Annotated in this window: 12 protein-coding genes; 6 read left to right on the top strand and 6 right to left on the bottom strand. The window is 55.0% G+C overall.

The features are described 5' to 3' along the window. Together ACLL9E_RS13220 and ACLL9E_RS13215 are read left to right on the top strand one after the other, a co-directional pair. The coding region (locus ACLL9E_RS13220) for a zinc-binding dehydrogenase (RefSeq protein WP_411292207.1) at positions 1 to 564 on the top strand (564 nt) is incomplete at its 5' end. Between the two features lie 13 nt (positions 565 to 577). After that, positions 578 to 1,081: a hypothetical protein gene (locus ACLL9E_RS13215; protein ID WP_411292206.1), complete on the top strand. Its 504-nt coding sequence runs from the start codon at positions 578 to 580 to the stop codon at positions 1,079 to 1,081. A gap of 9 nt (positions 1,082 to 1,090) precedes the next feature. Here ACLL9E_RS13215 and ACLL9E_RS13210 read toward each other — a convergent pair whose 3' ends face one another. Next, positions 1,091 to 2,473, bottom strand: coding sequence for a pyridoxal phosphate-dependent decarboxylase family protein (locus ACLL9E_RS13210; RefSeq protein ID WP_411292205.1), 1,383 nt, complete (start codon positions 2,471 to 2,473; stop codon positions 1,091 to 1,093). Between the two features lie 149 nt (positions 2,474 to 2,622). On the opposite strand from ACLL9E_RS13210, the gene ACLL9E_RS13205 reads away from it, so the two are divergent. Then, positions 2,623 to 3,375 (top strand): ferredoxin--NADP reductase, encoded by a 753-nt coding sequence (locus ACLL9E_RS13205; protein WP_411292204.1) that lies wholly within the window; start codon positions 2,623 to 2,625, stop codon positions 3,373 to 3,375. Positions 3,376 to 3,414: 39 nt separating this feature from the next. Here ACLL9E_RS13205 and ACLL9E_RS13200 read toward each other — a convergent pair whose 3' ends face one another. From ACLL9E_RS13200 to ACLL9E_RS13180, 5 genes are all read right to left on the bottom strand, one after another. Beyond that, positions 3,415 to 5,766, bottom strand: a complete 2,352-nt coding sequence (locus ACLL9E_RS13200; RefSeq protein ID WP_411292203.1) for a zinc-dependent metalloprotease — start codon at positions 5,764 to 5,766, stop codon at positions 3,415 to 3,417. 140 nt (positions 5,767 to 5,906) lie between these two features. Further along, a complete protein-coding gene (locus tag ACLL9E_RS13195; RefSeq protein WP_411292202.1) occupies positions 5,907 to 6,566 on the bottom strand; it encodes a response regulator transcription factor in 660 nt (219 codons plus the stop codon). A 505-nt stretch (positions 6,567 to 7,071) separates the two neighbouring features. Next, complete coding sequence (locus ACLL9E_RS13190) at positions 7,072 to 8,562, bottom strand: sensor histidine kinase (RefSeq protein ID WP_411292201.1); 1,491 nt, start codon at positions 8,560 to 8,562, stop codon at positions 7,072 to 7,074. 289 nt (positions 8,563 to 8,851) lie between these two features. Continuing rightward, complete coding sequence (locus ACLL9E_RS13185) at positions 8,852 to 9,625, bottom strand: DUF3703 domain-containing protein (protein ID WP_411292200.1); 774 nt, start codon at positions 9,623 to 9,625, stop codon at positions 8,852 to 8,854. Positions 9,626 to 9,646: 21 nt separating this feature from the next. Continuing rightward, positions 9,647 to 10,093, bottom strand: a complete 447-nt coding sequence (locus tag ACLL9E_RS13180) for a hypothetical protein (protein WP_411292199.1) — start codon at positions 10,091 to 10,093, stop codon at positions 9,647 to 9,649. A gap of 229 nt (positions 10,094 to 10,322) precedes the next feature. Between ACLL9E_RS13180 and ACLL9E_RS13175 the strand changes: the two genes are divergently transcribed. From ACLL9E_RS13175 to ACLL9E_RS13165, 3 genes are all read left to right on the top strand, one after another. Continuing rightward, positions 10,323 to 10,448, top strand: a complete 126-nt coding sequence (locus tag ACLL9E_RS13175) for a hypothetical protein (protein ID WP_411292198.1) — start codon at positions 10,323 to 10,325, stop codon at positions 10,446 to 10,448. Positions 10,449 to 10,586: 138 nt separating this feature from the next. Continuing rightward, positions 10,587 to 11,348, top strand: coding sequence for a helix-turn-helix domain-containing protein (locus tag ACLL9E_RS13170; protein ID WP_411292197.1), 762 nt, complete (start codon positions 10,587 to 10,589; stop codon positions 11,346 to 11,348). Between the two features lie 363 nt (positions 11,349 to 11,711). Next, positions 11,712 to 12,005 carry a hypothetical protein gene (locus ACLL9E_RS13165; protein ID WP_411292196.1) on the top strand — a complete coding sequence of 98 codons (294 nt, stop codon included), beginning with the start codon at positions 11,712 to 11,714 and terminating at the stop codon, positions 12,003 to 12,005. Positions 12,006 to 12,052: the final 47 nt, after the last annotated feature.

Genomic DNA, 12,052 nt, shown 5'->3' with positions numbered 1-12,052 from the left:
TGCGCCTGGTTATTTGGCGCTGGACGGGTGATCGTTTTCGATCTGGTCGATTACCGGCTTGAATTTGCGCGCACTTATTGTCCGGCTGAAGTCTATAATTTCAAGGAAATTGACGACGTCGTGTTGTTTATGAAAAAGACTACGGACGGGCTTGGCGCCGATGTGGTCATCGACGCCGTTGGCGGTGATGCCAAAGGCAACTTCCTGCACGCATTGTTCGGAACCAGATTAAAGCTGCAGGCTGATTCCGCCTTATCGCTACATTGGGCCATAAACTCGGTCAAGAAAGGCGGCGTCGTCTCAATCATCGGTGCCTATGGCCCTACCGGCAATATGGTTCCTATCGGAAATGTCGTGAACAAAGGGCTTACGATGCGCGCGAACCAAGCCTCGGTTAAACGATTGCTCCCCCGGTTGATTGAGCATGTACGTGCAGGCCGGATCAACCCCAAAGCAATGATCACGCACCGCGTTCCACTCGCTGACGTCGCCGACGCCTATCATATCTTTGCCGCCAAACTCGATGGCTGCATTAAACCCGTCCTTGTCCCAAATGGCGGTTAAGCTGGAAGCGCAAATGAACATTCCGATTAAAATCTTAAGCCCGTTTCTTGCCAACACTTCCACTATTATTGGCTGGGGTGTCGATGCCGATCCGAACAACGACCCAACATATCCCATGCGCAACCAACTGGGTGACCGAGGCCTGACGCGGCAGTGGAACCGTCCGCCGGTGCAGCAACCGCATGTCGAAATCCTCCAGTCGATTGAACATGTGCGCCAACCTGCTGTGGTAGGTACCTCTACGCCACCCAGTGGGCTGAGCGGCAAGCTTCGGCGATTGGCATTCCGCCGGAGCGAGTCCAACCGGTTGCACTGGATTATCCTGCTGTGTGCTGACCGGGTGAACGTCGTCGAGGGCGTGATAAGCGATTTGCGCCACGGGCATATGCCAAACATTCCGGCGGAAATGGGTATCCGCTCCGAATTGAAATACAATAAGAGCGGCTTCATACGCAAGATGCTTATGACCGCGATCGCGCTGGCGGCGCTCATCGCATTGGCCGTTTTGATATGGTAGTTTACCCGATCAGCTGGAGCGCAATCGCGCTAAAGCCTGCTCCGCTGCGGCCACGGTCCGGGCAACGTCGTCCGCATTGGTATTCCAACCGCAAACGCTAATCCGCATGACACGCTCTGCATTCCATTGCCCCCCGCTCAGAAATGCTTCCCCACTTGCGTTGATATCGGCGATGACGGCATCGCTGATATTGGTGCCATCATGGGCATCAAACCTGATGAGCCCCTGATTCATTGTCGGGCGCGCGATGCCCGTCGCACCGTCCAATGCAGCAATGCCGTCATAAATGGCGGCTGCATGATCGCAGCATCGCTCCACCATATCAGCAAGGCCGTCGCGGCCCAGTTCCATCAACGCAGCCAATGCGGGCAACGCCCGCGCGCGCCGCGACCATTCCGGCGTGAAGTCCATCGGGTCACGGACAGCCCCGCCGCTCGTGAGATACGCAGCAGTCATGCGCATCGCTGCACTGTGCGCTTGCGGATCACGCGTGATGGCCATGCCGCAGTCATAAGGCGTATTAAGCCATTTATGCCCGTCCGTTGCCCAGCTGTCGGCGAGATCAATTCCTTTTACCAATGGCGCAAGACGCGGGCTGGCATTTGCCCAGAGCCCAAAGGCACCATCCACATGGACCCAGGCATGGTGGGCATGGGCGATTGGGCATAACAGGTCAAAGTCGTCACAAGCGCCGATGTTGAGGTCGCCTGCGTTGAGGATGACAATAGTTGGCGCATCGGGTGCTTGCGACAATGCAGTTTGCAGCACTTCCGCGTCAACTTTGCCCGGACTTTTGCCCGTAAGGGGCACGATGGAATCGCTACCCAACCCAAGCAGCCGCAATGCGCGGGTTACCGACGAATGGTGGTGGGCGTTAGCCAGCACGCGGATAAGCGGGCTTGCTTGAAGTCCCCTCGCCTCCACATCCCATCCATGCCGCGCAAGCACCGCATTTCGCGCGGCAGCAAGAGCGGTCGTGTGCGCCATTTGACAACCGGTAACGAAGGCGTAACTTGAGTCCAGAGGCAACCGAAGCGCCTCCAAAAGGAACTGCCCGGCAACTTCTTCCAACACGGCACCAGCAGGACTTGTCGATGCGAGCACCGCGTTCTGGTCCCACGCGGACGACATGATGTCGGTTGCCAATGCCGCCGGCAACGTTCCTCCTTTCACCCAGGCAAAAAATCGGCCACTGGCATTCGCCGTCAAGCCGGGTTCGGCAGCGGCTGCGATAGCGCGCACGACGTCGTTGGCGGACATTCCTTTTTCAGGAAAATGCGAGGGTAAAGGCAACCGCATATCGTCGGGTGAACCGCGCGATGCAACAGGCCGCGTGTCGAGCGAAGCCAAGTACCGGCGAACTTCGGCAAAGGCGATATCAAGTGAGTCCATGAAAAACCGATAGAATATCCGTCTGACGAAGTCGACGCGCATATTCGAGCAACACGACCGAAGACAGCCTTTTTCGTGGGAAAGAAATGCTTATTGTGCAAATGGCATTCTTGCCGTCAGAGAGCGGCCCTCACGTTGGATAGGATATCATGGCATTTTCCACTGTTAAAGTTTTGACCACGCACCAGTGGAATACAGGATTGTTCTCATTTTCGGTGGAACGGCCGCCATCCTTTCGTTTCGTCAGTGGTCAATTTGTGATGCTTGGCCTGATGGTCAACGACCGCCCGTTGCTGCGCGCTTATTCAATCGTTTCCCCTTTTTGGGAGGAATCATTGGAGTTTCTGAGCATCATCATTCCCGATGGACCGTTGACCAGCCATTTGTATAAAATCAAACCCGGTGACGAAATATTGTTGGGTGCAAAGCCCACTGGTACATTAACAATGGACGCGCTTATTCCGGGAAAGCGCTTGCATTTGATCGGTACAGGAACGGGCCTTGCGCCATGGATGTCGATCATTCGCGATCCCGAAATTTACGAACGGTTTGATCATATCACCGTTCAGCACACGGTCCGTCAAATCGAGGATTTGGCCTATCGGGACCTGCTTGAAGGCCAGTTATCAAACGATCCTTTGGTCGCGGCAGAAGCAAAGCTGCAATTGTCATATGATCAGTCAGTGACAAAATGCCCGACCTGGACTCATGAAAACCGCCGCATTACCGATCGTATTGCATGCGGAGATTATCCATTGGACCCCGCCGTTGACCGGGTCATGTTGTGCGGCAGTATGGCGATGATCAAGGAAACCGGTGCTCAGCTTGAAGCACTCGGGTTTATTGAAGGCGCACATTCCCACCCTGGCACTTATGTGCTTGAGCGCGCCTTTGTTGGCTAAATCGTCGATGATATCGTTGATCTAAACTAGGGTGTCACATCAACCGATTGGCATTCCCGGCGGTACCGAAGGCAGGAGCGTTCTGTCCGCCAGTGCCGCCGATAAAGCCGCTTGATCAGACAGCAAAGCACCAAGCCCGCGCCGCCAGTTAGCCACTTCGTCCGTGCCGCGACTGGACGACAGACTTTTGCTCCACCCAGCCAGTTTCCCATTCATCTGCAAACCGATGGAACGCGAAAGTCCCTTTTCCCTTACGGTACGGGCCAAATCCAGCGCAATGACGGTGGCTATCCTGCGGCCTACCGCCCCCTGCCCGGCGGACGCATCTGCCTGTGCGATTAGCCGAGCGAAAACCGCCGTTGGCGAGGGTATAGCAGCATTATCGGCATGCTGCATATCGAGCCTGTTAAGCCGTTGTGGATCAAGCAAGCTATCAAGCACATGGACCGCGCCCACTTCGGTCGCACGCAGGCTGTCGAACACAGGCCCACCTGCTGTCGCCATGATCTCTATCTGCGTGGAATAATCGCCGTCGTCGCCGACCGCGAACGACAGCAACGGCTGAAGCTTTTCAGGCACCGTCAGTGCATCTACCGCGAGTGCGTTCATCAAGCCGTCAAGCGCCGCGTTTTGTTGCTCGGCTGGGACCGTGGTAACCTCTGCAGTGTCTCCTGCCAGTGCGCTTGGCGACGAAACGCCACCGAGCGACTTTGCAGCCGCCTCGACCTGAAAACGATGCAATAGCCAAATGGGCACAAATGCGCGGCGTAAGCTTGCCAGATCCTGTCCCGCTGGCACTGCATCTACGTTAAACCTTGCAAGCGCCGCCTTGCGCACCGCCATAACCCTGTTCAGCTCCGCTACAGGGTCAGCAAAGTCATCCCAAAGCGCGCCTTCGGGGTTTCCTGTCGATATCGGCCGCGCGTCATTATCGGAAACAAACCGGTATCCTTTTGCTTGGGCCTCCTGCGCCATGCGACGCGCGTCGTCGTCAGTCGCGGCGTATAAATATTGCGTGGTAAACTTGTCCCACGCGCCAATGCCCGTTCCATAAGCGTCGCTTAGGTCAATCTTGCCGTTCGTCAGGACAACGCGCGGTGCAGGGTAATCCATGACCGAGTAGCGCCCTTGCGTGCTGGCGGCAAAATTGTGCTGGAAACCAAGCGTATGCCCAACTTCATGCGCACCAAGCTGACGGATGCGGGCCAGTGCAGCGGCAACGGGGTCGCTTGGGTCGCCACTGTCGGACAGGCCAGCACCAACCAGCGCTTGAAAAATCAGCACATCTTGCTGGGCACGCAACGAGTCCAGCATCACGCTGCCCTTGAGTATCTCGCCAGTACGCGGGTCGATAATGCTTGAACCATACGCCCAACCCCGCGTCGCGCGGTTGACCCAGTTGACGACATTGTAGCGCATATCGAGTGGATCGATGCCAGGCGGCAACTCCTCGACGCGAAAGGCGTCAATGTAGCCAGCGTCTTCAAATGCCTCGGCCCACCAGCCCACGCCATCCAGCAAGGCTTTTCGGATGGCTGGCGGGGCCGCTGAGTCCACATAATAGACGATTGGCTTTTTTACGCGTGAGCGGGCCGCACCTGGGTCGGTTTTTTCAAGCCGGTGGCGCAGCGCAACCTTACGCAGCATGGAACGTCCAAGAGGAACCGAGAAGTCATATTGCGGCACATTGATGATATAATCATATGGATCATGGCGCACCGGCATCGGCACGACCGGCAAACGCACCAGCGAGTGCCGCACCCACAAGGCTATATCTGTTCCGGTTGGCGACACGTTGCGCAAATCGGGCGTCGGCTTATTGGACGCAAAGGTCAAAAGCGCCGAAAATTCAACATTGTCAGGGAAAATACGCACCTTCGCGGGGTCAGCGACCGAACGGTTTGCCAACAACGCATATCCATCGCCAAGACCCTGCGCGAAGCCAAAATGGTCCATGGCGAGAAAAGGCGCGAAATCAAATTTGAAGCTCCCGTCCTTGTCCGTGGATGTGATGTCGCCAACCCACAAAGGTGCATTGCTAAAGCTGTTGGCTACGGAAGCTCTCTGCGCAGACGAACCATTTGTCGCAACGAAAGTCGTATTTTCCAACTCCGCGATCACTTTACCACCGGCCCGCCGGAAACGGATGATCCCGTTGCGCAGCGGAGCGCCGCGGTCCACGCCAGTCGCGGACGACCCTATCCCGGTTTCGACCTGCGCCACATACAAAAACCGTCCGGCAATTCCCTCGGAATCCTGCCGCGGCATGGTCAGGACAATCTTGCCATTTTCTTGGCCCGCGGCGACGGGCACCAATGCGTCCTGACCAAAGGCTGGAACCGATGGCGATGCGGCGGTGAGCAAGCTGGCAAGAATTAAGCGTTTTATCATAAGTTACACCCCTGTGATAAGGCGTAAGCTATCGCTCGAGGCTGTCAATATTCTTTCCATCACGCAGGTCAGCGAGAAAAGATATGTCTTGAATTGTCCGTAACCAGAAGTGACGAAACCCGTCCCGGCTTTCCGCTGGGCTAATTGTTCGCGGTATGGGCGACCCCTGCATCGCGTGCAAGCCGCACAACTTCTGCGATGCTTCGAGCTTTCAGTTTCGTCAATGCATTGGCCCGGTGCATCTCGATGGTGCGTACGCTTAAGGACAACCGGTGCGCTGCAATCTTATTCGACAAACCGTCCATCAATAGCATCATCACCTCATGCTCCCGCGGACTTAGCGACTGGAACAGGCACAGTGAGCTGCTGCGCGTTGCCTCGGCGAGCTTTAAATTTGAAAGCTGAGCCATCGCATTATGCAAAGACGCCTCAAGCGATCCAATTTCGAACGGCTTTTCCAGAAATTCAGTTGCGCCAAGCTTGATTGACTGCACCGCAGCCGGAATATCGGCATGCGCGGACATGACAATCATCGGCCATCTCACATCGCGCTCGTTAAGGATCCCCATCAAGGCCATGCCGTCGATATTTGGCATCCGCACATCAATCAAAATGGGCGCGGGATCGAGGGCTGGCAAGCTGTCCAAAAAATCGTCCGCAGACGCGAACGACCAGCTTACGAAGCCAGCAGTCGAAAGCACAAAATGCAACGAACGCCGTATTTGCACGTCGTCATCGATTACGTAGACCTGATTCCTCTGGTCCGGTACGAACGGCTCCTGCGCGCGTTCGTCAAACAATATTCTTTCCTGAACGTTCAGCATCATTGAATGCCTTAAATACATAAATGTTCGATAACTCAAAAAATTGATATTGTTTCTGCAACTTGATACAGAAAATATCGATCCATCTGATTGATGATAAAGATAATCAGATACTACATATTTTATGAACGTCGTATGCATGAGACATAATTTGATAATTATTTAAAATATATGATATTTATACTAAACGATCACATTATTTTTTATATTGAACCTGATGTGAACAGCTCTATCGACGTAATCGTCACTAACTGCATTACATATTTCGTTCCGCATATTGCTGAAGAATATGAGCGCGCTGCTGCCTTATGCGACGATTGGATGCAAACAGCGCGAAGATGGGCTTTGGGTCCCTGCAGCGGCTGACAGAGCGCGCACCGCAACACCAGCTAAAGCCTTAGATGCTTGGTACTTCGGTCTTTTTGGAAATGCTGTTGCGTCAAAGAAAGTTGAATGAGGACACTATGCGTCCGCACATCCCTTATGGTTTATTGGCCGCGATATTGTCTAACGGACATTCAAGTCGCCATGAGAAGCCTGAGTGCGCAAAATCGGAAGTGACTTCACCATCAAGGCTCATCCCAACCATTGCACCGATAACAGTTGAACCGAATCCGCTTTGTGTCGGCGCGACTACCGCAGGTCCGCCCGTTTCGGTCCATGTCACAATGAAGCGATCCGGCGCATCCCCTCGAATGAGATCCCATGCTATCGTGATACGGCCATTGTCGTTGGACAATGCGCCATATTTGCTCGCATTGGTGGTGAGTTCATGAACGGCCATTCCAATCGTCTGGACAGCCGATGGCGACAGTTGCACATTTTCGCCATTGATTAAGATGCGTTCGCCGATCAGATCCTTGAAGTGACTAAGTTGAGCGCGGATAAGGGTATCGAGAGACACTGCCTTCCACTCATTCTCGACTAGCAAATCCTGTCCGGCAGCCAGCGACTGCACCCGGGCCGAGAACTTTCTTATAAACGCCTTATGGTTCTCCGCGCGGGTCTGGTGCGCTACAGCCATAACCACCGCGAGCAGATTTTTCGCGCGGTGGTTGATTTCTCCCATGAGAAATTGAACGTGGCGCTCCCGGTTCTTTTGATCGGTGATGTCGAGGTTCGTGCCAACGACCCATTCGATATTACCATCGGTCCCGGCGCGCGCGATTTCCACCGCTCGAATGTAGCGAATTTTGCCGTCATTAAGCCGCTTTATGCGAAATTCGCGTTCACTCGCGCCGGATTTGCTGACATTGTTTTGCAGCAACGCATCCTGAGCGACAGAGTCGTCAGGATGCACGCTGTTTATATAGTCCGTGTAATGTACAGACCCGTCCGGGGTTGCCGGCATGCCATACAGGTCGAACATCGTTCTGTCCCAGCGGACATAGCCAGTCGGAACATTCCATTGCCAAAGCCCGATTCCTGCCGTCTGAATTGCCAATTGGGTGATGATTTCGCTCTCGCGCAAGTTATCGGCAGATTGTTCGCGTTCCTTGGTCTGCTGCTTTAGTTCACCGACAGTTCGATTTTTTAAATCTAACAGATCCCGGCTCACTTCGCGTTCCAACACCAGCCGCTTGTTGGCTGTCTGGATCCCGTGAACAAGCGCCAAATCAGTCGCCACGACAAAGACATAAAATCCAAGCGCAACCCGCGCCCCATCCAGTGCAAATGAATTCACCGGCAGGATGAAGTAATACCATGCAACCAGGCCGCACAGGGTCGCAGACAGGATTCCCATCCGCCACCCAAACAAGAATGAAGTGACGATCACCGCGGGAAAAAAGGTGACGTACGGAAACCCGGACGGAAGAGACGAATCAACTAATACGCGAAGCAGCCATGCCGCGGCAAAAATAGCCAGCGTCGCCAATAAGCCGAGCGCAGGACTATTTCTGGCCAAAGGCAGCTGCTCGATCCAACCGGTTGTGCGATTGGCGTTGCCCGTCTCAAATCCGCTATCGACCATGAAGCCCCCAAATATGCCCCTGCACAAGCTGTTGCAGGGTATCAGTGAGAGCCCAGATATTAGCTGGTGTTTTAATTTCACCCCGTTGCCGCTAACCCTACGTGACGCGCTATCCATATGCAACGTGCATGCTTGGGGTATGCGTTCGGCTTATGACTGGCTGATCGGTCGATAACCCAAATTTCTTATCGCAGTTAATACGGCCGCTGCTGGGAGGGAGCGGACTGTCGGCTCTTTACTTCGTAGAGTTGTATTGAAGACGCGCCTTTAAATGTCGGCAATCATCCAATCAAGGAATGTCTGCGGCTGCGCTACGCGCTGCCTCCATTTTCTGGGCGAGGTCGTCGGGAATTGCCATCGACGTGAACGCGCCGACATTGGACCCTCCGGTATTGCCATGGGGCACGAGGCCTAACCAAGTCCCAGCGGCCGCGCCTATCACACGCATGATTTGGCCACTGATTTCACGTCGATTGCGTTGGTGGACACCCCACATCAACATGTGCAGGTGCACGCGAACATGCTGAACGGTGGATCGCTGACCCAACACATGCGCGCGTTCCAGGCGATGAAACGCGGAGGCAGTATCGCCGCGGGATTCAGCGCTCTTGGCAATGGCCAGCTCAGCTTCGACACAGGAATGAATTATCCGGCCAAAGTTCAAAAGGTTTGTCGCGGCGATCTTTTTCGAATGTAGCCGCCAAGCGAGATAGGCGCCGGCTGCGATGTCATAGCTCATGCAGAACATCGGCCACCAATCTGGAACGCCCGCATTTTCAATCAATCGACCATGATGCCAATCAAGCAAGCCGTGCCCTACTAACGCGACCACGACGATCCAAAGATTCGTCTTGAACCCCGCGACCGCCGTTAGAATAAATACAACAGAGACAATAATCTCCCAACCTAAAGCGCCGCTGCCGCCCATGACTGCGAACAAATCATAATAAGATGCGACAACAACGAGGATGACTGGATAGAGCGAACGGTCGCGGTCGAACCTGACGACAGTTGTGAAAAGGCCGACGCAAAGGGCCAGCGCAACACCAACAAAATATTCCATTCCTGTTTCCTTTCGACGTCATCAGGCCACTGTGAGCCGATCGAATGAGCCCACCAACAGCACCGCGAACCCGCCGATCTCGCCGACGGCGAGCAGGTAGATGAAGGCACTGACCATTCGACCATGGACATGGCGTTTGCCGATCCGGTGCGGACGGCGCAGTTGGTTGTCGGTATCCTGGAGTATACCGTGCACCGCGTAGCTACCAACCGCCGCTCCGAAGAATACGACCGGCAGCACGACCGCCGCGAGGTTGACGCCCGCCGACCATTCGCTGAGTCGGGCAAATTCGGCGAGCACCAAGCACGCGAATGCGTACATCAGCGCTGCGCGGTGGCAAATATCGACATAGGCTGGAGCTTGGCCCTCGGCACTGGTGATCATGCCGCGATATTTCCATAAGCCGGTTATCAGTCCGGTCAGAAAGAAGACACCACAGCTCAATTGCGCAAGATGCACCGCGCTCATCGGCGGAACCCTGGATAGCCGAAGTCCGGCGATAGGTCCTGCGCGACTTTCCTTAAATGACTGGGCCTAAACAGCTCCAGCACTTGGTCGATACGCGGAAGCGAGATGAAAATTGACATGATGATCCTTTCAACAGCGCGCATGGCGGCGAAGAGCTCAACCTGGCGACGCACGTTGGCGAGTGTCGCACTTAGGAAAAGCGGAAGAACGCTTCGCCGCCTTGCAGTCAGTGAGCGCAGCTGCAGTTCGGACCGCACTTGCACGTTGGGCCGCACTTGCAGGCTTTACGCTGGGTCGCGCACTTGCAGCTGGGTGCGCAGGTGCAGGGGTTGCATTTGCAGGTCTTGGTCATTGATGAACTCCTTTGTTCGGTTTATGGAATTCTTGAGATACAACGCGGATCGCGTGGGCACTTGAACGTAGCGGCTAATGTCAATCGACCTGCCGCGATTGCAATTTGCCTACCGAGCAACAGCCCGAGCGGGGGAAGGCAATGGCCGTCATTGGCAAAGGGCGTATCGTCGTGTGGGAGGGGGCCGCCCTCTGGATGCTGGAGGGCGAGAAAACTGCTGACCTGCGCCCCCATGCGCACCATGCGATTCAAGTCACATTTCGACTGAAGGGCTGGTTCGAAATCAGCGTAAACGACGAAAAGCTAACCGGTCCGGTTGCTGCCGTGGGGTCGGACGCTCGCCATAGCTTTCGCGCGAGCGGCGCAGTCGCGTTTCTGTTCATTGCCCCCGAAAGTTCGGTGGGCACTGCTCTCGGCAAACTTTTGTTCGTACCGCAACCATGGGCGAAAATTACAAGCGGTCCCTTGGTGGCGTGCCTCGAACCGCTGCGTCAGTTTTTCGAGCGTGGTGGTTCTGACGAAGAGCTTCAGCAACTGGGAAAGGAGCTAATGATGAGGCTTCCATCGGCCGATCCGCCAACAATGCCTGACCGTCGAGTACTTGCGATGATTGACTATGCGCAGCAAAATCTTGAGGACGGCTTGACCCTGCCAAAGGCGGCGGGATGCGTTGCGCTATCTCCCAGCAGAGCGCGTCACCTTTTCGTTGCCCAAACCGGGCTGCCATTTAAGACCTATGTTTTATGGCTCCGGATTGAGCGTGCTGTAGCACTATACGCAGCAGGTAGTTCACTTACCGAAGCGGCACACGAGGCAGGTTTCGCAGATTCGGCGCACTTCAGTCGAACGTTTCGGCGGACCTTCGGTCTGCCAGCCGCTGGCCTGCGCCTAGCTCACGATTGAGGCGACTAAGTGCGCCCTAGGGACAAGTAATATGTAACGATGGCTTGCTTCGCTGACTTTGCGGCCGATGATAGTACTAAAATCAGAAGTCCGCTTTCGGCTATCGAGCAGATAAGCTTTAGCGATCTGAATTGGGCTTACAGTTGCACCGAAATTTGCTATGAAAGGTCCTACAATGCGCTCATGAAAAACCGCAGAAATACGTCAGTTTCTGAAAAGTGGTCGGGGTGACAGGATTCCAGCAAATAGCTGGAATCACTTAAGAAAATAAGGCATAATCCCCTACACAGCACCTGCACAGTTATGGAATTCCGCGCCCGTTCGCTCCAAACCTGCACAGTTTCTGCACGGCGGAGTATGGGAATGGCGTTCATCACTGACAAGGAGGTGCACAAATCCGGCCTGATCATTTTCAGGCGCGGCGATGTCGAACACCGCAATTTCTATTGCCGCATCAAGCTCCCCAAAGAAGATCGCTATAAGACGATCTCGCTTCACACGTCGGACCGGGAGTCCGCCCGCGACCGGGCGTTCGATGAGGACGCCGACATCCGTTTCCGGGTAAAGCACGATGTCGCCGTGTTCAATCGCCCGTTTCGGCAGGTGGCGGCGGACTATCTCCAGACCCAGCAGCGCCGTGCCGATACCGGCGATTGAACACGGCGACATCGTGCTTTACCCGGAAACGGATGTCGGCGTCCTCA

This window comes from Sphingorhabdus sp. (assembly GCF_046596595.1).
Classification (GTDB): domain Bacteria; phylum Pseudomonadota; class Alphaproteobacteria; order Sphingomonadales; family Sphingomonadaceae; genus Sphingorhabdus_B.
The sequence above is the reverse complement of the archived record's forward strand: the minus strand, read 5'-3'. Positions and strand labels throughout refer to the sequence as shown.